Annotated in this window: 16 protein-coding genes; 13 read left to right on the top strand and 3 right to left on the bottom strand. The window is 46.8% G+C overall.

The features are described from left to right. Positions 1 to 25: 25 nt before the first annotated feature. From LG368_RS04950 to zapE, 4 genes are all read left to right on the top strand, one after another. Positions 26 to 928 carry a LysR family transcriptional regulator gene (locus LG368_RS04950; protein WP_226753623.1) on the top strand — a complete coding sequence of 301 codons (903 nt, stop codon included), beginning with the start codon at positions 26 to 28 and terminating at the stop codon, positions 926 to 928. Between the two features lie 167 nt (positions 929 to 1,095). Then, positions 1,096 to 2,457 (top strand): bifunctional UDP-N-acetylglucosamine diphosphorylase/glucosamine-1-phosphate N-acetyltransferase GlmU, encoded by a 1,362-nt coding sequence (glmU, locus tag LG368_RS04955; RefSeq protein ID WP_226753624.1) that lies wholly within the window; start codon positions 1,096 to 1,098, stop codon positions 2,455 to 2,457. 115 nt (positions 2,458 to 2,572) lie between these two features. Next, positions 2,573 to 4,399, top strand: coding sequence for a glutamine--fructose-6-phosphate transaminase (isomerizing) (gene glmS, locus LG368_RS04960; RefSeq protein WP_226753625.1), 1,827 nt, complete (start codon positions 2,573 to 2,575; stop codon positions 4,397 to 4,399). A gap of 369 nt (positions 4,400 to 4,768) precedes the next feature. After that, positions 4,769 to 6,238 carry a cell division protein ZapE gene (zapE, locus tag LG368_RS04965; protein ID WP_226753626.1) on the top strand — a complete coding sequence of 490 codons (1,470 nt, stop codon included), beginning with the start codon at positions 4,769 to 4,771 and terminating at the stop codon, positions 6,236 to 6,238. A 152-nt stretch (positions 6,239 to 6,390) separates the two neighbouring features. Here the strand turns inward: zapE and LG368_RS04970 are convergent, their stop codons facing one another. Both LG368_RS04970 and LG368_RS04975 read right to left on the bottom strand, forming a co-directional pair. After that, a complete protein-coding gene (locus LG368_RS04970; RefSeq protein ID WP_226753627.1) occupies positions 6,391 to 7,119 on the bottom strand; it encodes a DUF1499 domain-containing protein in 729 nt (242 codons plus the stop codon). A 77-nt stretch (positions 7,120 to 7,196) separates the two neighbouring features. Continuing rightward, on the bottom strand, positions 7,197 to 7,784 hold the full coding sequence (locus tag LG368_RS04975; RefSeq protein WP_226753628.1) for a TetR/AcrR family transcriptional regulator: 588 nt from the start codon (positions 7,782 to 7,784) through the stop codon (positions 7,197 to 7,199). 270 nt (positions 7,785 to 8,054) lie between these two features. On the opposite strand from LG368_RS04975, the gene LG368_RS04980 reads away from it, so the two are divergent. The 5 genes from LG368_RS04980 to LG368_RS05000 all read left to right on the top strand — a co-directional run bounded on the left by LG368_RS04980 (position 8,055) and on the right by LG368_RS05000 (position 17,461). Continuing rightward, positions 8,055 to 9,278: an efflux RND transporter periplasmic adaptor subunit gene (locus LG368_RS04980; RefSeq protein WP_226753629.1), complete on the top strand. Its 1,224-nt coding sequence runs from the start codon at positions 8,055 to 8,057 to the stop codon at positions 9,276 to 9,278. A 3-nt stretch (positions 9,279 to 9,281) separates the two neighbouring features. Then, positions 9,282 to 12,395, top strand: a complete 3,114-nt coding sequence (locus LG368_RS04985; RefSeq protein ID WP_226753630.1) for a multidrug efflux RND transporter permease subunit — start codon at positions 9,282 to 9,284, stop codon at positions 12,393 to 12,395. Beyond that, positions 12,392 to 13,798 (top strand): efflux transporter outer membrane subunit, encoded by a 1,407-nt coding sequence (locus LG368_RS04990; RefSeq protein WP_226753631.1) that lies wholly within the window; start codon positions 12,392 to 12,394, stop codon positions 13,796 to 13,798. Before LG368_RS04985 ends, LG368_RS04990 begins: the two co-directional genes overlap by 4 nt. A gap of 73 nt (positions 13,799 to 13,871) precedes the next feature. Next, positions 13,872 to 15,632, top strand: a complete 1,761-nt coding sequence (locus tag LG368_RS04995; RefSeq protein ID WP_226753632.1) for an ABC transporter ATP-binding protein — start codon at positions 13,872 to 13,874, stop codon at positions 15,630 to 15,632. Further along, positions 15,629 to 17,461, top strand: a complete 1,833-nt coding sequence (locus LG368_RS05000) for an ABC transporter ATP-binding protein (RefSeq protein ID WP_226753633.1) — start codon at positions 15,629 to 15,631, stop codon at positions 17,459 to 17,461. Before LG368_RS04995 ends, LG368_RS05000 begins: the two co-directional genes overlap by 4 nt. Positions 17,462 to 17,558: 97 nt before the next feature. Here the strand turns inward: LG368_RS05000 and LG368_RS05005 are convergent, their stop codons facing one another. Beyond that, positions 17,559 to 18,737, bottom strand: a complete 1,179-nt coding sequence (locus LG368_RS05005; protein ID WP_226753634.1) for an MFS transporter — start codon at positions 18,735 to 18,737, stop codon at positions 17,559 to 17,561. Between the two features lie 545 nt (positions 18,738 to 19,282). Here LG368_RS05005 and LG368_RS05010 point away from each other — a divergent pair. The 4 genes from LG368_RS05010 to LG368_RS05025 all read left to right on the top strand — a co-directional run. Beyond that, on the top strand, positions 19,283 to 20,587 hold the full coding sequence (locus tag LG368_RS05010; RefSeq protein ID WP_226753635.1) for a hypothetical protein: 1,305 nt from the start codon (positions 19,283 to 19,285) through the stop codon (positions 20,585 to 20,587). A gap of 223 nt (positions 20,588 to 20,810) precedes the next feature. Then, the gene (locus LG368_RS05015) at positions 20,811 to 20,987 is read left to right on the top strand and encodes a P-loop NTPase family protein (protein WP_276572993.1); all 177 of its coding nucleotides are present in this window, start codon (positions 20,811 to 20,813) and stop codon (positions 20,985 to 20,987) included. Between the two features lie 82 nt (positions 20,988 to 21,069). After that, complete coding sequence (gene tnpB / locus LG368_RS05020; protein WP_226753636.1) at positions 21,070 to 21,432, top strand: IS66 family insertion sequence element accessory protein TnpB; 363 nt, start codon at positions 21,070 to 21,072, stop codon at positions 21,430 to 21,432. A gap of 26 nt (positions 21,433 to 21,458) precedes the next feature. Next, positions 21,459 to 22,274: IS66 family transposase zinc-finger binding domain-containing protein (locus LG368_RS05025; protein WP_226753637.1), on the top strand; the 816-nt coding region annotated here is incomplete at its 3' end.

The raw sequence follows: 22,274 nt of genomic DNA on the forward strand, positions 1-22,274 counted from the left end.
CATAGCGTATTGAAAGGGAAAGACAGTGAAAGCACCAAGAGTGACCCTAGAACAATGGCGAGTACTGCAGTCTGTGGTCGATAAAGGCGGCTTTGCTCAGGCCGCTGAGGCCCTGCACAAAAGTCAGTCATCGGTAAGTTATACCGTTGCTAAGCTGCAAGAGCAGCTTGGTTATCCCCTATTAGTGATTGAGGGGAGAAAAGCCAAGCTGACGGAACGAGGCGAAGTGTTATTGCACCGTTCTCGTCACCTAATAAAAGAAGCGGTGGATCTTGAGGAGTTGGCAAACACGTTAGGATTAGGTTGGGAGCCAGAGCTTGAGCTGGTGGTTGATCAGGCTTTCCCTACTCCTGTGTTATTAAGAGCGCTGCAGGCGTTTGAGCCACAAAGCCAAGGCACACAGGTGCAATTAAAAGAAGCGGTATCGAGTGGCGGAGAAGACGCGTTGCGCAAAGGTAGCCCAGATTTAGTACTAAGTACTATTGTGCCGAAGGGGTACTTGGCAGACCCTATTGCAGATGTTGAGATGATTGCTGTTGCGGCCACCAATCATGTGTTACACAGCGAGGTCGACCCCATTAACAATGAACGTTTAAGTAGAGAGTTACAGATTGTGATTCGCGACTCGGCATTAGACGGTACCCTGGATGCTGGACGGTTGGAGGCAAACCGGCGTTGGACGGTATCCAGTGTGCAGTCTGCATTGGAGATTGTGACCAGCGGTATTGGCTTTGCTTGGTTGCCTAAAGCGGATCTGGAGTACGCGTTACAAAGTCGGCAATTGCAAAAATTGCGGCTTATTTCTGGCAGTGAGCGCAGTTTTCCTATGTATGCCATTTTTGGCAAAGGAGAACGCACTGGACCTGCCACACGCTTGTTGGTTGAACTGTTACAAACGGAATGCAATCGCTTTATTTCTGTTAGGTAATACGGTGTTTTATTTTTCTCTTAGACGAAGGGATGCGTCTTTTTGAGGCTAAAAAGGAATAAATTGTCATTTTATTTTTGACAAGTATGCTTGTTGCCTCCCAGACAACAAGGTCTAATAGCCGTCCTTAATTCATTCATTTTCAACTTATCATACAAGGACTCTTCATGACCCAGGACATCGTAATTCTTGCTGCCGGAAAAGGCAGCCGAATGAAATCCACTTTTTCTAAGGTATTGCATAAAGTGGGCGGCATTGCCATGGTGAAAAGAGTGTTGGCAACGGCGAAGATGTTACCTGAGTCCACCTTGCACCTTGTGGTGGGTCATCAAGGCGAACAAGTGGAAAAAGAATGTCAGGATTTCTCAGCCAATATTGTATGGCAAGACAACCCTCAAGGCACAGGTGATGCACTGCGTCGCGTTGCGCCTTTTTTGCAAAGCGAAGGGGCGACGTTAACGCTGTACGGTGATGTGCCTTTAATTCGCTCTTCTACGCTGGAAAAAATGACGTCCTTGTCGACACCCAATACCTTGGTGTTGCTGACGATCAACTTAGACAACCCAACAGGGTATGGCCGTATTGTTCGCGATGAGAAGGGGCAAGTCTGTGCGATTGTCGAACAAAAAGATGCGACATCTGAGCAACTGGCCATAACAGAAGTCAATACTGGCATTCTTTTGGCCCCAAATGCCCATTTACAGGGGTGGTTAGCGTCACTCGACAACAACAATGCGCAAGGCGAATATTATCTAACAGACGTGATAGCGATGGCGGCTAGAGACGGTGTGGAGATTGTTACTGTTAACCCAGAGAACGAAGCTGAAGTCGCTGGTGTCAACGATCGAGTTCAGTTGGCGGCGTTAGAGCGTGAGTTGCAACAGCAGACGGCACGACAACTGATGCAAAACGGAGCGACATTATTAGATCCTGCACGCATTGATGTCCGTGGTGAATTGACCACAGGGCAAGACGTTGTTATCGATGTGAATTGCGTATTTGAAGGCAAAGTCACCTTAGGCGATGGCGTTGAGATCGGCCCAAATTGTCATTTGAAAAATTGCACGGTGGGTGACAATACGGTGATTAAGAGCAACAGCATGATTGATGAAAGCCAAGTGGGCGAACACTGTGATATTGGCCCTTTTGCTCGCTTACGACCAGGAACACAACTGGCGAATAAAGCCAAAATTGGCAACTTTGTAGAAACTAAAAAAGCCATTATTGGTGAAGGCAGTAAGGTGAACCATCTAAGCTATATTGGCGACACTCAAATGGGTGCGAACGTGAATGTAGGGGCCGGCACCATTACTTGTAACTATGATGGTGTGAATAAATATAAGACACAAATTGATGATGGTGTTTTTGTGGGCTCTAATTCTTCCTTAGTCGCGCCTGTTCATGTGTCACAAGGTGCCACGATCGCTGCAGGCTCTACTATTACAAAAAAAGTAGAAGCGGAGCAATTGGCTTTTGCGCGAGCTCGACAAACCAACAAAGACAACTGGCCTCGTCCAGCAAAGAAGTAAAACGAAAAGTGTTTTAATTAGGCGGCATATGCATTTTGTCGCCTCTTTTTATGGGTATTTTTAATATATTGTGTGTTGAACGATGTTTTAGCACAAAAACAAAAAGGACAGGGTTATGTGTGGAATCGTCGGTGCTATTGCTCGTCGTAACGTGGCAAAAATTTTATTAGAAGGTTTGAGCCGTTTGGAATATCGCGGCTATGATTCGTCCGGTGTCGCTATTAATAACTTAGACGGAGTGTCTTCCCATCGAGCGGTAGGCAAGGTGCAAGCATTACGTGATAAATTCACCGCTGAGCCGCTGGATGGTAAAATCGGCATCGCGCACACTCGTTGGGCAACCCATGGCAAACCAACCGAAGCCAATGCGCACCCGCATTTTTCTGGTGAAGACTTGGCGTTGGTTCATAATGGCATCATTGAAAACCACGAGCCGTTACGTCGTGAATTAAAAGCCAAAGGTTATGAGTTCAAATCTGAAACAGACACAGAAGTCATTGTTCACCTTATTCATGATGCGCTGAAAACAGAACCTGACTTGTTGAAAGCCGTGCAAAATGTCCTGACAAAACTGCACGGTGCGTTCGCCATTGGTGTGGTGAAGAACGACGAAAACGGTCGTTTTATTGCCGCTCGTAAAGGCAGCCCGCTGGTTGTGGGCGTTGGTATCGAAGAAAACTTCATTGCGTCTGATCAGTTGGCGTTGTTGCATGTAACAGATCAATTTATCTTTCTTGAAGAAGGTGATGTGGTTGAGCTTACTCGTGATCAAGTGACTATTTTTGACGAGAAGGGAGAGGTACAAGAGCGCCCAATCAGCGTTTTTAATCACAATGTTGATGCCACCGATAAGGGAGAATTTCGTCATTACATGATGAAAGAAATCTACGAGCAGTCCAGTGTGATCAGTGCTTGTCTGGAAGGACGCATTAGTGAAACGAAAGTATTAACCAGCTGTTTTGGTGCAGAATCTGAGTTCCTAAAAGACATTGAGAATGTGCATATTGTCGCTTGTGGCACCAGTTATCATGCCGGGATGGTGGCGAAATACTGGATTGAAGATTTGGCTGGCATTCCGTGCAGTGTTGAAGTCGCCAGTGAATATCGTTACCGCAAAGTGGCTGTGCCTAAGAAAACCTTATTTTTAACCTTGTCTCAGTCTGGTGAAACCGCTGATACATTGGCTGCGCTGCGTATGGCAAAAGAGTTGGGTTATCTTACTACGTTGGCAATCTGTAACGTGCCATCGAGTACATTGGTGCGTGAGTCAGCACTGACGTTATTGACCAATGCTGGACCAGAGATTGGCGTGGCTTCCACCAAAGCCTTTACCACACAGTTAACGGCGTTGTTGATTACCAGTGTGGCGATTGCGGTAGAGAATGGGTTGTCTGCAGAGAAAGAGCAAGAGCTGGTGCAAGCCATGCGTTCGCTACCGGCTTATATCAACGATGCGTTGGCTCAAGATGCTCATATCAAGGTCATTGCTGACCGTTTTGCGAACAAGCACAACGCCTTGTTTCTTGGTCGTGGCACCATGTTTCCTATTGCATTAGAAGGCTCTCTCAAATTAAAAGAGATTTCTTATATTCACGCAGAAGCTTACCCTGCCGGTGAATTGAAGCACGGTCCTCTTGCTTTGGTAGACGAGGATATGCCGATTATTGCGTTGGTGCCACACAACGACATGCTCGATAAGCTAAAGTCTAATTTGCAAGAAGTGGCAGCCCGCGGCGGTGAATTGTATGTGTTTGCAGATAAAGAGACGGACTTGCACAACGAAGACAATATTGTGTTTACCGAAGTGCCTAAAGTCGACCGCATATTGGAACCCATCGTACACACAATCCCGTTACAATTGCTTTCGTACCACGTTGCGGTAGTGAAGGGCACCGACGTCGACCAGCCAAGAAATTTGGCAAAAAGTGTTACGGTGGAATAGCTCAAAATCGTGTTTTTGAGCTATTGATTAACCATAAAGGTGTTAACTAAAGCCATCTCAACTATCTGATTTAAAGAATAGTTAAGGTGGCTTTTTTGATATGGCTAGAAAAGATACTGGAATTCATAGGCTACCAGTGTCTACTGGATGTGACAAGGTGAGACTCGAAGGTTAAAAATAAATAATCTCATATGCAGGGCTTATTCGTATCTTCCTCAGTTATGCTGAATTTTGCGTTCAAGTTGAACGCCAAAACTTAAGTCTCTAATACAAACTCATTTGATATTCATACAAAAATTTAGGGCACCATACCATCATGTTGATAAATTCTTCAGATGCATGATGAAGGCGATGAAGGCGATGAAAACGATGAAGACGAAAATAGCACAACATCGCGTATCCCAGCGATGCTTCTCGGCAGGCCCTGTGGCAGCGGCTTATGAACTCAAGGTGAACGCGGGGGAAGTGCGACGAGATGACGCTCAAGTCGCTCTGGTGGCAAAATTCGATGCCCTACACGAGTCTCTTGCCTCGCTCCCACCCGTACCCGTACGTACCGACGATCCTACAGAGAACAGCCGTACAAGCAGAAACCCACTTTCACGGTTACTGGCGCGACCTCTAGCATCCACCCAGTCCTTTCTTCGAAAGAAGTTCCATTTGTGGTCTTATGGTTCGCCACCGCGAGGCATGTACATTCATGGAACGGTCGGGGCCGGCAAGAGTTTTCTAATGGATCTCTTTTACGCGTCGGTTACTGAGGATTCTTGCTGTAATAATAACAGCCACAAACACGCAACAATTACCAAACGCCGCGCTCACTTTCATGAATTCATGCTAGACGTCCATCATCGAATCTCTGTCTACAAACAGAAGCACCCACGAGGTGATGCGATTCCCATCATTGCGCAACAATTGGCACAAGAAGCTCAGCTGCTCTGTTTGGATGAATTTCAAGTGACAGACATTGCCGATGCGATGATTTTGAAGCGACTGTTTTCACTGTTACTGGATTGTAATGTCGTGGTGGTGGCCACCTCAAATAGATCCCCCGATGCCTTGTATAAGGGAGGCATTAATCGATCTCTTTTTTTGCCATTCATCGACATGTTGAAACACACGTCCGACATTATTTCCATGGAGGATGCCAGCAAGGATTATCGACTCGAAAATCGAGTGTGTGGCCAATCCTATTTTTGGTCAAATAAGGATGTTCATGGCGATAATAATGTTAACAACATGCAGGCGCAGTTGGAGGAAATATTTGGTGGCACTGCATCCGAAACTGAGTCTGAGATCATTCCCGTCCTATCTGGTCGTACCGTCCAGGTTACCCGATTGAATGACCGATGCGCTTGGTTTGACTTTTCCGAGTTGTGCTACCAATCGCTCGGAGCGGCCGATTATATTTCCCTTTGCGGTCGGTTTCCGGTCCTCATCATAGACCACGTTCCCCAACTGGACGCCAAGCGCCTCAATGAAGCGCGACGATTCGTGACTCTCATTGACGCCTGTTATGAATCTCACACCCGCTTGGTTCTGGCGGCACAAGTCCCGCTCGACGAATTGTTTGTCGATTTTGAGGCGCAAGTCGAAAGCAGTGATGGCGATGAAGAATTAGATGAAGAATTAATTGTTAATGAGAAGGGGGGAAACTCGAGTTCTTTTGCGACAACCATGATTCGCACCAAAGAGGGGAAATATTACGAGTGGTCAGCAACGGGTCGAGTGGGTGTGTCACTAGCACAATTCTCGGCCGCAAATGATCTCGCCTTTTCCTTTCGACGAGCCGCATCTCGGTTGAAAGAAATGGGTGGAAAGGACTGGGGACGGCAATGACGAAAGGTCTTTGATAGATACAAACTTAAATAATCCCAAGACAGCCTATTTAGGGTACAAAAGAACTAAATCGGCTGTTTTGGTGCTTATCCTATAAGTTAATCGTTGCTGGGAGTAACAATAGCTTAATCTCAGTTTCCCTGGGCACTCCCTTATTTTTCAAATAAACGGATAAACGTTCGAATTCTCTCCGCGTTGACGCCACGGTCACTCCGACCGATTCGCGAGACACTGCGAATATCAACGCGGCTTTTCCCTTCTACAGACGACACAGCCACGACAACATCATCGACGAACTGATAAACCGAGGTTTTAGCACTGGCTTCAAAGCGTAATGCAGTTTGATCTTCAGCCACTATGTCCCACCCCATCTCTTTTGCTACTCTAAGCGCTTCTTTAAAAGCCGCTTGTGGTGATGTATCCGAAAAGATTGGCGCAATATCAGGGTAAGCTTGCTGCTGAAAAGCCGCGACTTCTGGACCACCATAAACCAACGTATTTTTTGCGCCTTCACGAGACTCATCAAGTACTTGGAAAAGTGGAGGGTTAGTCGTGTTCGTCGTAATGTCATGAATGGGCGGTACACGCACCGGTGGGTTTATTGTCCCGTAGAGTGTCGGTGCTAATAATGCAATACCCACAACAGCAGTGAAAAGAGACTTGCCTAAGCCACGGTGGTTTTTTACAACTTGGTAATAAATAACACCTAGAATGCCCAGTCCCAAAACCGCATAGGCAATAGGGTTCATGTAATTACGCACCAACCCAAAACCAACAATAGGCTGCCATAACCCTAATCTCGCACCAAACATCATCACGCCAATGGTGAAAACAGCGAAAATAGCAAGCGCGACCGCCCCCGAACCTAAACGACTTTTCATGTATATACCTTAATAAATAAACAATAATGATTAGACTGATAAAACCCCAAAAAACAGCTTGAATGGCTGTTATTTTATTAGCCGTTTTTAGGTGCTAAAAAGGTTGATACAACCTTCAATGAGGACCAAGATTTATGGAATGCCTCTTTTAAGCTAATGTCTGTGTACAACCAAAGCTCAATACCAGACCAACAACTGGATAACAAAATATCTGACAATATATTCATAGAAAGAGCAGAAGAAAGAGGCCACTTTTTCGACAGAATTGAGCTGAGTTCATCTCGCATTCTCACCATTTTTTCTAATCTTATCTGACTCATTCTTGGGTGAGTCTCAGCTACTTTCAGAATAACAAGAAGCTCAGATCGGTTAGGCTCTATCAGCAGGACATGGGCTTGCATAAATTCACGCAAGCAATCCGTGTACTCCCCATCACAGGTGATAAACCGGTCAATCATCTCAGTAGGGATGTGCATTTCAGGGCCCATGAGAGCGGCTTCTTTATTAGGGTAATAATTAAAAAAGGTTCTTTGACTAATGCCTAGGTGGTGACTGATGTCCAGCGTAGTGACGTTATCAACCCCTTTTTCATTAATTAATTCTAGAGTGGCTCGCTGGATATCTTGAGCCGTCTGCAGGCGTCTTCGCTCGCGCAGGTTTGACATAATTTTTTCTCTTACTCAATGGTTTCTATATTACTTATTTCACGCCAAAAGGCATGGCGGCACATTATCTGAAACAGTACCGGTTGTAACAACTTTCTGCTTTAAAAGTCCGTTTTAAACACTTGCATATTTTTTCATAGATTGATGCACCTAATGCAAACTTTGCATATTGTGCAATGTAATTTAATTGTTTACTACGCTTTTTATTACCTACCCTGCAAAAAACATCAAAGAAGCCCCAAGTTACGGCCTAGCCAAGGATATCAATGAATGAAAAATGCTAAAAAATACTGGTTTAAACAAAGCCTTTTAGTTGTCGCGTTAATCGCATCGCAAGGCGTGAAGGCAGAAGGGCCGTCAGCGGGTGGGCCGCCAACAGCGCAATCTCGTTCTGTTGGTATTATTGAAGTAGAACAACAAAATGTTCCCATCTTTGTCGAACTGCCTGGTCGGTCTGTCGCCTATGAACAGGCTACTATCAGACCTCGTGTTGAGGGCGTAATCATTGAAAAGCTTTACAACCCAGGCACACTAGTTGAAAAAGGCACCCCTTTATTTCAACTGGATGACTCCATTTATCAAGCCAATGTTGCAACGTATGCAGCGTCCGTTGCCGAAGCGAAAGCAGATTTACCGGTTAAACAAGCCGCTTATGACAGAGCGAAGAAGCTAGAAGGTTCTGGTTACACGTCTGATGATGTTGATTCTGCAAAGTCTTCTTTAGCGTCTGCAAAGGCCACTTTACAGTCTGCTGAAGCGGCATTGAAATATGCCCGTACTCAACTTAGCTGGACAACAATCACAGCGCCAATTAATGGTATTGTCGATGTGTCTGATGTGTCATTAGGGGATTTAGTCACCGCAGGCCAAAGCGATCACTTGACCACAGTGACAACGCTAGACCCTATCTATGTTGATATGGTAGCACCTGTTGCTGAGGTGTTAAAAATGCGTCGCAATATTGAGAAAGGACTGGTACAAGAAGATCAAAAGCTCTCCGCGACATTACAGTTAAGTAATGGTGAAACCTACCAAGGCACTGGTATGTTGGTCTCTTCCTCGCCCACTGTCTCCACCACCACAGGCGTGGTCACCGCACGCTTTCAGTTCGATAATCCAGATCATGTGATTCTGCCAGGCATGTTTATTCAAGGCACCCTGCAACCCGGTACTCAGCAGGCCTATTTAGTGCCTCAAAGAGCAGGCACTCATGGTGCGGATGGTAAGTTGTCCGTCTTTGTCGTGAATGCTGAAGGCAAAGCGGAAACCCTTAATCTCGAGACATTTGGCAGTTACAACAATAATTGGATTGTCACATCCGGCTTAACAGCGCAACAACAACTGATTGTTGATGGTCAGAAAAACCTAGTAGAAGGCAGCGACGTTGACCCTGTATTGGTGACCATTCAGCAAGATGGCACCACAGTGGATGTTGATTCGGCCCAATCTTCCGCTCCAGCACACAGTGCGCCAATGACTCAGCTGGAGCAATAAACCATGACACAGTTTTTTATCCATCGACCGGTTTTTGCCTGGGTATTGGCCATCACAGTGATGATAGTGGGTGCCTTTGGCTTACAAAGTTTGGCCATCTCACAATACCCAGAAGTCGCGCCAACATCCGTGAACATTAGCGCCACTTATGCTGGCGCTTCTGGTGAAATTGTCGCTAACTCAGTGACCTCTGTTATTGAGGACGGCATGACCGACCTTGATGGTTTGTTGTACATGACGTCGACGTCTAGTGAAGGTAGCTCCAGTATTTCCTTAACCTTTGACAGTGCGGTCGACCCAGACATAGCCCAAGTACAGGTGCAAAATAAGTTGCAACTGGTTGAAGGCTCTTTGCCGGCCGCCGTCATCAGCACAGGGATTTCGGTGACTCGCTCTAGTAGCAGTATCTTGCTGGTTGGAGGGTTAGTCTCAACCGATGGCAAATATTCGGATGTGGCCTTAGGTAATTTATTTTCTGACAAGATGCAAAAGCAGTTAGAGCGACTTGAAGGGGTTGGCGATGTCAACTTATTCGGTAGTGAATATGCCATGCGGGTTTGGTTAGACGCCAGCAAGCTGTATCAATATTCCTTAACACCGAGTGATGTGACCAGTGCCATTAGCAGCCAAAACACCAACGTCACCGTTGGCTCTTTGGGGGCGACGCCCAGCGCCGAAGGTCAGCAAACGAAAATTTTGCTGAAGACACGCTCTCAACTGACTTCCGTGAGTGATTTTGAAAGCATCGTATTAACCACGAATGACGATGGCTCCTCTGTCTTCTTAAGTGATGTGGCCAGAATCGAGCTTGATAATGACAGTTACGATATTACCTCTATTTACAACAACTATAACGCAGTAGGCTTTGGCGTAAACTTATCTACCGGCGCTAACGCGGTGGAAACGTCGGAACGTGTACACAGCACTATTTCGCAATTGTCTGCAGGGCTTCCTCAAGGTGTGGAGACCGTATATTCCTACGACACAACGCCCTTCATTGAGAAATCCATTACGCAAATCTTTCACACCTTGATCGAAGCCATCGCCTTAGTATTTATCGTTATCTTGGTGTTTTTGCAGAGCTGGCGAGCGACTTTGATTCCAACCATCGTGGTGCCCATTGTCTTGTTGGGGACGTTTGCCATTCTGGAGGCGGCAGGGCTAACCCTGAATACGCTTACCATGTTTGCGCTCGTATTGGCCATCGGCTTGTTGGTCGATGATGCCATCGTCGTGGTGGAAAACGTGGAACGCATTATGGAAGAAGAAAAACTCAGCGCCTTGGCAGCCACAGAAAAAAGCATGAAAGAAATTTCCTCTGCTCTGGTTGGTATCGTGATTGTACTGTCATCAGTTTTCTTACCTATGTCCTTTATGAGCGGCTCAACGGGAACCATTTATCGTCAGTTCTCGGTGACCATTATTTCTGCGATGGTGTTGTCTCTGTTTGTGGCGCTTATCCTAACGCCAGCCATGTGTGCGACCCTACTCAAGCCGTCCCATGGTAAGCGTAAAAACGTTGCAGCTCGCGGCTTCAATAAGGTATTTGACCGTTTAAACCTAAGCTACACGGGCAGCGTGACACGTTTTCTGAAAAGACCGTTCAGAATGCTGTTATCCGTTGCATTAATTAGCGTTGCGTGTAATTACCTTTATCAACAGTTGCCTTCTAGCTTTGTACCAACAGAAGACCAAAGTATTCTGATGGTCACCGTGTCTTTGCCAGAAAATGCCACTCGTGCACAAACCACCAAGACCGCAACCGCCATTAAGGATTACCTATTAAACGAACAGGGTGATTATGTTGAAGGGGTCTTTTCTCCTATCGGTTACAGCTTTGATGGTAAAGGCCAAAACAAAGCGATGGCGTTTGTTAAATTAAAAGATATTTCTGAACGCCCTAATAAGTCGGCAGCACAAATTGCCGCTGAGGCCAACGGTCAATTTGGCAGCGGTCGATATGGGCAAGTGTTGTTTTTGCTTCCTCCTGCTATTCAAGGTCTGGGCACCTCCAATGGTTTCCAAATGTACCTGATTGACCGTGGTAACAACGGTATTGAAGCGTTACAGCAACAAGCTCAGAAATTAGCGGCTGACGCCCAGCAATCTGGTTTGGTGACGGCAGTACGGGGCTTTGATACGAACACAGCGACTCAACTGACCATGGACATCAACGCTCAGCAAGCCCAAGCCTTTGGCTTAAGCTTGTCGGATATTAATAACAACTTGTCTATCATCTTTGGTGGCGAATACGTCAATGATTTTATTTTAGATGGCAAGCTGCGCAATGTTCGTGTGAAAGGGGATCAAGAGCATCGTATGCAACCGGTTGATATTAACGACTGGTATATGCGCAACAGCAACAATGAGATGGTGCCAATGGCCGCCTTTAGCCAACAAGTTTGGGGTGAAACCATCACCACGCTCTACCACCATAACGGGGAAACCGCTATTTCTTTAGAAGGTTCCGCTGCACCGGGTGCGACGTCAGGGGAGGCCATGGATGAAATGGCTCGCTTAGTCGACAACCTTGGTTCTGATTACGATTACGCCTGGGCAGGGTTGTCTTACCAAGAGCAAATTGCCGGCGACCAAGAAATGATCTTGTACCTGCTTTCTGCTGTGGTGGTATTCCTTGCTCTTGCGGCGCTTTATGAAAGCTGGTCAGTGCCTTTAGCTGTTATTCTAGCGGTACCGATCAGTGTTCTTGGGGCACTATTAGCGACTTGGATATTCGGTCAGTCAAATGATGTTTATTTCAAAGTGGGTATGTTGACCACCATAGGCCTCGCTGCTCGAAACGCCATTTTGATTATCGAGTTTGCTGAAAGTATGCGGCAACAGGGCATAGACATTGTAGAAGCCATTATTACAGCGGCCAAAATGCGTCTTCGTCCTATCTTGATGACCACCTTTGCCTTTGCTTTTGGTGTTTTACCTTTAGCAACCGCCGATGGCACAGGGGCTAACGCACAAAACTCCATTGGTACCGGTATGCTGGGTGGTATCGTGTTCTCGGCAATTTTTGGCATCCTGATGGTGCCCGTCCTATACCTCGCCATTATGAAGATTGTTGATAGGGTGAAAAGTATCGGCAAAAAGGAAACAGTAAAATGATGAAGTTATTAAAAATGGCCCCCTTCATTCTGTTAACGGGTTGTGCCGCGGTCGGCCCTGACTGGGAAGCGCCAACAGCAGAGCTAGAAAACACCTTTGTGAGTGGCGAAGGTAGCAGCATTAACGATGTGGCCTACCAAGCTTGGTGGCGAGAGTTTACGGATCCAACCCTGACCGCGCTGGTGGAGAAAGGGTTTGAGCAAAACCTTAGTATTTTGCAAGCAAAGGAGCGTATCCGTGAAGCCAATGCCCTATTGCGCGAAACAGGCATTAACTCAGCATTAGATGGCTCTCTGTCTTACAATAGATTGCGCGCTGGCGGTGAAAATGTGTCTACTTCCACCAGTTCAAGCGCGAGTTTGGATGCTGAATTCGTCATCGACTTGTTTGGTGGGATTCGTCGAGAGCAAGAAGCCGCACAATCCTACTTAGCGGCCACTCAGGCTGATATAGGCACGGAGCGTTTGGCTTGGTTAGCTGAATTGATTGAGAAGTATGCGGATGCGCGCTATTACCAAAAAGCCGCTCAGCTTACGGCGGCAACCATTAACACGCGCCAAGACACCCTAGCGATTACCCAAAAGCAATTGGATAACGGTTTGTCTACCCAGTATGAGTTGGCGGAAATAAAAGCCTCATTACAAACGGCTCAAGCGGATTTACCGGGTTATCAGGCGCAATATCAAGCGGCTATTTTTGCTTTGGCCACGCTGATGGATGAACCGGCTAAACAGATCTTGGCAATGATGTCGTCCAGTACGGATCAGTTAACGCTGCCCACAACGATTGCCACAGGTATTCCGGCGGACTTGTTGCGTAATCGTCCAGACATTCGTTATTACGAAGCCGTGCTGCATCAACAAGTGGCGAAAACGGGCGTGGAAGAGTCAGACCTTTATCCTTCTATCCGCTTAACCGGCTCGGTGTCTCACGCCAATTCTGCTGATGGTTGGAGCTTTGGGCCGTCAATTTCATTAGGTCTGTTTAATCGAGGCTTACTCAAAGCCCAGCGTGATGCACAGATTTCTGCTGCCAATCAGGCAGAGATCGATTGGCGTTCAAGCGTGCTTGACGCTGTAGAGGATGTGCAGGTTGCCCAGTCTAACTTTACCTTGTATATGCAACAATCTGACCTATTAAAGCAAGCGGCAGAGTCCTACAGTACCGCCCTAGAGCTTGGGCATAACAACTTTAAGAATGGCGCCATGACCTTGCTTGATCTGTTAGACACCGTCCGTTCAGAAGCGAGCACACAAATCAGCGCCGCTTCAGCACGTAATACGGCTTTGCAAGAGTGGACCGCTTTGCAAATAGCCATTGGGGCAGGGGCAGGGTTTGCAGACGTTGATCAGGATCAGGATCAGGATCAGGAGCAGGCAAATAAAAGTCCATTAGACTCGTAAAAAGGGATTAAGCGAATGACGACCGACATTTTTCAAACTGCTGTTAAGGAAGAATTAGATGGGGGTGGCAGTCTTGATTACTGATGGACACTCAGGTACGGCGACCTGGCGTGAACGGTTCTTGCGATACAAGTGGGCGCTTTTGGCGCTATTACTGTGCCAAGTAGGGCAGATTACGGCCTCTCTTTTGTTGCCGAGTTTCAGTGCGGATGTGATCGATGTGGGAATCGCTTCCGCGGACAGCTCAATCATCCGCTATTATGGCGGTCTAATGGGAGTCGCCGCCGGCGTTCAGCTTGTGCTGAGTGCCGTGGCGGTTTTTCTCGGAGCGTCGGTCGCTTACCGGATAGGCCAAAGTCTGCGCGCTGATGTGTTCAGCAAGGTGCACAACCTTGCCTTGTCACAAGTGCAGGACTTTACCGTTGGTTCGCTTATTACCCGTTGTACCAATGATGTACTGCAGGTTCAGTCGATGTTGATCATGGCGTTCACTATGATTGTGGTCGCCCCTATCATGGGCGTAGGAAGTGCAATCATGGCGGTTCGTCAGGATCTACAACTCTCATGGCTTCTAGTGATTGCAGTGCCGATCTTGGCGGGCATCATCGGTTTTCTGGCTTTTAAGGCCATCCCGCTTTACCAGAAAATGCAGAAACAGCTTGACAGTGTCAACAGCATCTTGCGCGAACAGATTGAAGGCATTCGTGTCATCCGTGCTTTTTTACAGCAACCCCGCGAAGGTACGCGCTTCGGATTGGCCAATACAGGTCTAACCGAGACATCGATACAGTCCGGACGCTTAATGGCAATGATTATGCCCTCCTTAACCGCGGTGATGCAGCTGACCTCTGTTGCTTTGATCTGGGCAGGTGCCAGCCGAGTTCGAGAAGGCGACTTGGAGATTGGTGCGCTTATCGCCTTTCTTTCGTATGTTGCGCTGATTCTTATTGCCGTGATGATGATGGGGTTGATGATTGTCATGCTGCCGCGCGCGCTGGTCAGTGGCAAGCGCATTACGTTACTGCTGCAAAGCCCAGTCGAAGTCGGCCCACCATCAGCCCCCAAGTCCTTGCCACCACGGGGCGCTGGACTGCACCTGAAACTTGAAGGTGTTGGTTTTGGCTATTCTGGTGCAGAAGCCATGGTCATCGAAAATATCAGCTTAGACCTTGGCCCAGGAGAGGTGTTGGGCATCATTGGCGCAACGGGTTCTGGAAAATCCACCATTCTTAACTTGATCGCGCGGCTTAATGACCCAAGCGCTGGGCGGATCACACTGGGAGGGGTGGATCTGCGAGAGGTCGCACCCAAAGAGTTATCTTCCCATATCGGCTACGTTCCACAGAAAGCTTATCTGTTCTCTGGAACTATCGCGGATACCCTACGGCTTGGCAATTCCGAAGCAAACGAGTCCACACTCTGGGCGGCACTGGAGATTGCACAGGCTGCCGATTTCGTCCGCGCCATGCCCGAAGGGCTTATGGCACCCGTGGCACAAGGCGGCGCTAATTTCTCTGGAGGACAGCGGCAACGGCTTGCCATCGCACGGGCGCTTGTTTGTGATGCTGATCTCTATCTTTTTGATGACAGTTTTTCTGCTCTCGATCAAACGACGGATCGCAAGCTGCGAGCAGCGCTACGGAAAGCAGTGAACCACGCGGCCACGGTGATTGTCAGTCAGCGTGTGGCCTCGATCAAGGATGCCGACCGGATTGTCGTCATCGAGAAGGGGCGTATGGTCGGTCTTGGCTCGCACGATACTCTGATGCAGACCTGCCCCGTTTACGCCGAGACCGTTGACTCGCAGGCCATGCCCGAGGAGGGCACAGCATGAGTACCGCAACAGATAAGAAACTTAAAACCGTTTCAAGAACACAAAACAGCGCCCCTGGCCCTAGAGGTCCCGGCGGGTCGGTAGCAGGCGAAAAACCCAAAGCCGCAGGAGCGGCCGCGCGGCGAATTTGGACGGCCTTTGGCAGTAATTGTAAAATCCTGATTGTCACACTTTTGCTCAGCGTCGGCAGTGTGGTCTGCAGTACCCTAGGCCCGTGGCAGCTTGGCTTTGCGACCGACCTTTTGGTCAGCGATGACTACACGTGGTCAGCCCTTATGCGTCAGCTGTTGTTTGTCGCAGGGATCTATCTGGTCGCCTCTGGCCTCAACTTCATTCAGGCGTGGCTGATCAACGGTTTGGTACAGAACATGGGGCGTAACCTGCGGGAAAGGGCACAGGCGAAGCTGTCGCAGGTGCCACTTAAGTGGTTTGACGCGCAACCTCGTGGTGAAGTGCTTTCGCGCTTCACCAACGATATCGATAACATGATCCAAAACCTGCAACAAGTCGCCAGTCAGGCGATGTTGATGCTAATGACTATCATCGGCGTGCTTGCCATGATGTTCTGGCTGTCCGTTCCTCTCGCTGCTGCGGCGATCGTAGCGATTGGTGTATCGCTTGGGGCAACGCGTATTCTCAGTCGTTTGGCGCAACCCAAATATGCCGAGCAATGGCGTGAAACCGGCCATCTGAATGCGCTGGTGGAAGAAACCGTCACCGGTCAGGCACTGATCCGAGTGTTTGGCGCACGCGACCGTGTGGATCAGCAATTCTCTGAAAAAAACAATACTCTGACCGCCGCGAGCATGCGGGCGCAGATCTTCGCTAGCTTGATTCAGCCAACGACAATGTTCGTGAATAACATCGCTTATATCGCGGTGGTTGTTTTTGGGGCGCTCCAGGTGCTTTCGGGCGCGCTAAGCCTTGGTGGCGTACAAGCCTTCATTCAGTATATCCGTCAGATAGGCCAGCCGATCTCGCAGCTTGGTAGTATGGCCGCTCAGGTGCAATCTGCCTTGGCATCAGCGGAACGGGTGTTTGAACTGCTGGATGCGCCTGAATTGTCCACGGACACGGCCGTGCCGACTCACCTTAGCTTGCCAGTAAAAGGTAATGTCTGCTTCGAGCAGGTTGGTTTTCGTTATATTCCTGACCAGCCGCTGTTTGAAGATGTCAGTCTCGAAGCAAAGCCAGGGCAAATGCTGGCCATCGTCGGTCCCACTGGCGCAGGTAAGACAACATTGATTAACCTGCTGATTCGGTTTTACGAGATCGACAGCGGAACGATCCGACTGGACGGTGAAGACATCACCACCCTGTCCCGAAAGGACCTGCGTCGTGCCATGGCGATGGTGTTGCAGGATACCTGGCTCTTTACCGGAACGGTGCATGACAACATCGCCTATGGCCGCCCGGACGCGACCCGCGAACAGGTCATCGCTGCCGCGAAACGCTGCCATGTGGATGATTTCGTGCGCACCTTGCACGACGGTTACGATACGGTGCTGGACAACGGCGGCGGGAGTCTCTCTCAGGGGCAGCGTCAGCTTATGACCATTGCCCGTGCTTTTCTGCTCGACGCACCGATCCTTATCCTCGACGAGGCGACAAGTTCAGTCGATACACGTACCGAATTGCAAATCCAGACTGCCATGGCTGACCTGCGTCAGGGCCGCACCAGCTTTGTCATTGCCCATCGCCTGTCGACCATCCGTGATGCCGACATGATTGTCTATATGGAAAACGGCAACGTGCTCGAAACTGGAACCCATGAACAACTCATGGCGTTGAAAGGTGGCTACTGGCAACTTCAGAGCATAAGCGCATAAGCACAACGACCCAGTAAATTACTGGATCGTTGTGTGGCTCTAACAGCGAGAAAACTGGCGTTATGAACACACAAAGGAGTTACTTGTCGACAGTGGACTAACGTCCTTTAAGTGCATGGTAGAGCAGTCCAATACCAGTAATCAAAGCGCAAAATACACACACAGAGAACCAGTTAAAATGACTGATAATCTTAACGCCAAGGGCTGAACCGAGGGTGGCACCTGAATAGTAGAACAGCATGTAAACGGCGTTGATCCGACTTTGAGCGGCGGGGTCGATAGAGAAAATACGCACTTGGTTCGCCACTTGTCCGCTGAATACACCAAGATCGATCAGAATAATGCCAAGGGCGAGTCCCCAAAGACGATCTGCAAATAGAGCCGCAATAATAAACCCTGAAATAATGAGCGTCATGGATGCGATTAATACGCGGTAGCTGCCAAATTTGGGTACCCATTTTCCTGAAAGCTTAGCACCTATGATGCCGGACATTGCAATGATGCCGAATAAGCCGATTTGTTGTGCATCGTAACTAAAAGGTGGCTTGCTCACATGTAAGGCTAAGGTTGCCCACATGGCATTAAAGGCGGCAAACCATAGCGCCCCAATCAATGCGCTTTGGCGTAAGATTTTATGTTGTTTTATTAGCCCCCACATGCTGGTGATGAGTTTTAAATAGGGTAGGGTATTAGCCGGTTTGTTTTGGGGTAAGTAGCGATACAACAATAAGCCGAAGCAGGCTGAAATCACCCCCGACATAACGAACACCGCGCGCCAGCCGAAATGTTCTCCTATACTACCGCTGATCACTCGTGAAATTAGAATTCCCATGGTGAGTCCCGTCATGACAGTCCCCATCACTTGCGCTTTGTCTTTAGCCGAGCTTAATGACGCGGCAAAGGGAATGAGTTGCTGAGTAATGTTGGCACTGAGGCCTAAAACGAAACAAGCGACGATCAAAACATAGCCTGTTTGTGAAAGCGCTGCAGTGAACGCAGTGAGGGTCAATAATACCGATAAAATGGAAATGACATCGCGCCTAGGAAAACGATCACCTAAGGGAGATATCAATAATAAAGCCGCCGCATAGCCAAGTTGGGTAGCGGCGGGTATGGCGCCTAGCAATAAGTCACTTAGCGCCAAATCCTGACCAATCAGCGGCAAAATAGGTTGGTTATAATAAAGGTTCGCCGCAGTGGCTGAGACGGCCGTAGCAATCAAAAAGATCAGTTTCTTGCTGATGCTCACAGGCTCGTGATAGGTGTTGGCTGACATAAGTGGCTCGATGTAATTTGGGTGAACGATAGAGCGCGATCTTAAGCAGATTAGATTCATAATAGAAATGTTATATTTCTATAAAATCTATACAGATTTGGTATTGATTATGTGGGGGTTAAGTTTTTAAAAAGTCCAGAATAGGGTATTTCTTGAGCATTCATAAACTAAATGTCACCCGCCCTTTTGCGGTTAGACAACACAACCGGTTGTTTGCTGTCATTAAAATCGCCAAAGTCAACTGCCTAGAACCAGCAAGTTATCTCCTCTGCTTGATTACATTGCTGACGCCGATACCCTGGAAAGACATGAAGTCCTCTTACCATAGAGTAGGCCGAAAGCGATTCAAATGAACAGAGCAAGCTGTGTTGTTGTAAGGGCGGATATAATGACGTCTACGTTCGGTGTATTCATGCTTCTGTTTAGGTGTGTAGTTTAATCACACTTTACTAGGATTAACGATCATGATTTACTTATTATACTAATGTTAATCATAGTTTATAGGAATTTCTAAGATTATTAGATCATTAAATAAGGAACTCATAATGATAAAAAGTATGATATTTTTGATGGTGCTTACCATCGGTTTGGCGGGATGTTCAACAAAGGCTCCGTTAAAAACTCAAATAAAGGAAAACCCACAAGAGCTAGAACATCACTTATACGCAAAACTTGAGGCAGACAATGATAGTTATGCCTTTACTGAGTTTAGTGAGGTCTACAATGCTACAGAGCCTTGGGTGAGGTTAACTGATCTTGCCCCAATGTGGGATACTAAAAAAGAAGAGTGTGTCACTGGGATAGTGGAGTACACCAATAAGCAAATAACGTGTGATAGTGATAATACAAAATTATTTCGCGAAAAGGGAACAGACTTTACGCTTGGAAAAAGCACGTCTTATGCGGCGCTTTCAGTTCTGTCATTGGGGGTTTGGGCTACGATGCCGCCAGCCGCCGTTGAATTTGATCGTGACAAATACATCCAAGCAGTTGGAGAAGCCAATAGAAAGCTATATGAGGCTCATAAAAGCAGAGGCATGGACCATGAAAAGCTCTTGACCAAATATGACAATGCTGTAAGAAACTTTGAAAAGTCTTATAAGAGTATATCTTCCAACTATGAAGCAAAAACACCAATACCGATAGTTTCTATGAGTGATGAATCAGGGCTATTTAAAGGCACTAATGACACTTTCAATAAACTAATATCTGTAAAAAGGAATGATATTTTAACTTTAGACTCATTTGCTAAAGTAAGTGGAAACTCTTTAAATGGTTTACTTTCTTTGGCAGAGCAAAGAAATCAAAAAGCAATAAATGAACTATTAGAAACCACGAGAACTTTCCTAGTTAACTGTAAGAGCGACTCTTTGTATAGAATTAATTATACTCTAGATTGCCCTCAGTCAATTTTATCTTCTAAGGACAAATTTGCAGTTAGTGCTATTGTCCACTCTATTGATTATAAAAAAGTAATGCCAAATGACTTTGATCTAGGCGAGGAGGAAGTGATATTATCTATGAGGTCTAAAAAGATAAACGCTATAAATAATACAGACAACTATATAGGTCTTAATAGCCTTTCTTTTTACTATAACGGAAAAATTGTAAATAAGCATGAAATGAACTTAGAACTGCCTCCGGGTTCTAAAAACTATGTTATTGATATTGATTCTATGCCTATTGATTGGGATAATATTTCATTCTCTAATGTAGATAAAGATTTAGCAAACAGTAAAAAAATCGAGTATGGTTTTGCTGCTAAATATAAAGTTGTTGACACAAATATAGAAAAGACACTGCTGAAAAAGCGCACCTACAGACTGTTTGACCTAATTTCTGAGGAGTGAATTGACATTATAAAGCCCTAAAAATTCTAGGATTAACGATATTAAGCCCTCATGTAGGGCTTTTTATTACGCATAAGTTTGAAATTCTCAGGCAGAGGTTAGCTATCGTTGCTATACAGTTCAAAACTCACTACTTCTAATTGCTCCGTAAGCGCCAATCCTCATCCTCGACGAGGCGACAAGTTCAGTCGACACACGCACCGAATTGCAGATCCAGACCGCTATGGCTGACCTGCGTCAGGGCCGCACCAGCTTTGTCATTGCCCATCGCCTGTCGACCATCCGTGATGCTGACATGATTGTCTATATGGAAAACGGCAACGTGCTCGAAACTGGAACCCATGAACAACTCATGGCGTTGAAAGGTGGCTACTGGCAACTTCAGAACATAAGCACATAGTAAGCGTCGGTTAAACCACACGTTTTAATCTTCTTCAAAAACCATAAAGTCTTTCGTTTTCTTTCATAGGAATAAAAGACTTATGTTTACCACTTCTGCTCAACTCAATGTGACCCTCATTTGTGGGCCAACTGATATGCGTAAAGCCATTGATGGTTTGTGCAATATTGTCGCCTATGATCTGGAAAAAGAGCCTTGTAGTGATCATATTTTTGTCTTTTGCGGTCGAGCGCGCGATAAAGTCAAAATATTACAATGGGCGTCAAATGGTTTCTGGCTACATTATAAGCGGCTCGAAAAAGGGTATTTTCAATGGCCTGGTATTGATGACGAACAATTGTCTATTCAAATATCACCTCGTCAGCTTAATTGGTTGCTAGATGGTCTGGCTCTCAATTTACAAGAAGCACACCCACATTTAACCTATCGATATCATGACGATTAGGGCATTCGCTTGGTATAATCCAAGCCATGAAAATACTTCCTGATGACTTACCCAATGACATTGAATCGCTTAAGGCGCTTTTGCTTGAGCAGTCGTTGTTGTTAGGTGAAAAAGAGTCATCATTAATAGAACAAGAAAAAGCATTAATAGAACAAGAAAGAGTATTAACAGAAAAAGATACTAAAATCGCTGAATGGGAATCTAAGTATCAGCTCATTCTTGAACAATGGCGTTTGGCTCAACAAAAGCAATTTGGTAAAAGCTCAGAAGTGTCCCCAGGTCAAGGCGAACTGTTTGATGAATCAGACAGTGACTCGCAAGATGGCGATTCCGTTGTTGAGCCAGACACGCAAACCGTATCGTATACTCGAACAAAACCTAAGCGTAAATCTCTGCCAAAAGACTTACCTCGTGAAACGGTTGTCGTGGACATATCAGAATCGGACAAAACTTGTTCTTGCTGTCAGACACCACTTCATCGTATTGGCGAAGACACGTCTGAGAAATTGGAATTCCTTCCCGCTCAGCTAAAAGTGATCGAAACCGTTCGTCCTAAATACGCGTGTCGCCAGTGTGAGAAAGCTGAGGTCAAAACAACGATCAAGCAATCCCCAATGCCGCCAAGCATTATTCCTAAAGGTGTCGCAACACCTAGCCTTTTAAGCCAAGTGATTACCGGTAAGTTCCAATACAGCCTACCTTTATACCGACAAGAAAGCATGTTTAAGCAATACGGCATCGAACTGAGTCGGCAAACTATGTCGGACTGGGTGCAAAAATGCTCAATCGCACTGCAACCCCTTTATGGTCGACTTCATCGTATTTTACTTGAACAACCCGTG

This window comes from Marinomonas algarum (assembly GCF_020532605.1).
Lineage (GTDB): Bacteria > Pseudomonadota > Gammaproteobacteria > Pseudomonadales > Marinomonadaceae > Marinomonas > Marinomonas algarum.

What these genes read in the sequence shown, in the direction of transcription:
- glmU (WP_226753624.1), top strand. Translation starts at nt 1,096, where the DNA reads ATGACCCAGGACATCGTAATTCTTGCTGCCGGAAAAGGCAGCCGAATG.
- glmS (WP_226753625.1), top strand. Translation starts at nt 2,573, where the DNA reads ATGTGTGGAATCGTCGGTGCTATTGCTCGTCGTAACGTGGCAAAAATT.
- zapE (WP_226753626.1), top strand. Translation starts at nt 4,769, where the DNA reads ATGAAGACGAAAATAGCACAACATCGCGTATCCCAGCGATGCTTCTCG.
- LG368_RS04970 (WP_226753627.1), bottom strand. Translation starts at nt 7,119, where the DNA reads ATGAAAAGTCGTTTAGGTTCGGGGGCGGTCGCGCTTGCTATTTTCGCT.
- LG368_RS04975 (WP_226753628.1), bottom strand. Translation starts at nt 7,784, where the DNA reads ATGTCAAACCTGCGCGAGCGAAGACGCCTGCAGACGGCTCAAGATATC.
- LG368_RS04980 (WP_226753629.1), top strand. Translation starts at nt 8,055, where the DNA reads ATGAAAAATGCTAAAAAATACTGGTTTAAACAAAGCCTTTTAGTTGTC.
- LG368_RS04985 (WP_226753630.1), top strand. Translation starts at nt 9,282, where the DNA reads ATGACACAGTTTTTTATCCATCGACCGGTTTTTGCCTGGGTATTGGCC.
- LG368_RS04990 (WP_226753631.1), top strand. Translation starts at nt 12,392, where the DNA reads ATGATGAAGTTATTAAAAATGGCCCCCTTCATTCTGTTAACGGGTTGT.
- LG368_RS05000 (WP_226753633.1), top strand. Translation starts at nt 15,629, where the DNA reads ATGAGTACCGCAACAGATAAGAAACTTAAAACCGTTTCAAGAACACAA.
- LG368_RS05005 (WP_226753634.1), bottom strand. Translation starts at nt 18,737, where the DNA reads ATGTCAGCCAACACCTATCACGAGCCTGTGAGCATCAGCAAGAAACTG.
- LG368_RS05010 (WP_226753635.1), top strand. Translation starts at nt 19,283, where the DNA reads ATGATAAAAAGTATGATATTTTTGATGGTGCTTACCATCGGTTTGGCG.
- LG368_RS05015 (WP_276572993.1), top strand. Translation starts at nt 20,811, where the DNA reads ATGGCTGACCTGCGTCAGGGCCGCACCAGCTTTGTCATTGCCCATCGC.
- tnpB (WP_226753636.1), top strand. Translation starts at nt 21,070, where the DNA reads ATGTTTACCACTTCTGCTCAACTCAATGTGACCCTCATTTGTGGGCCA.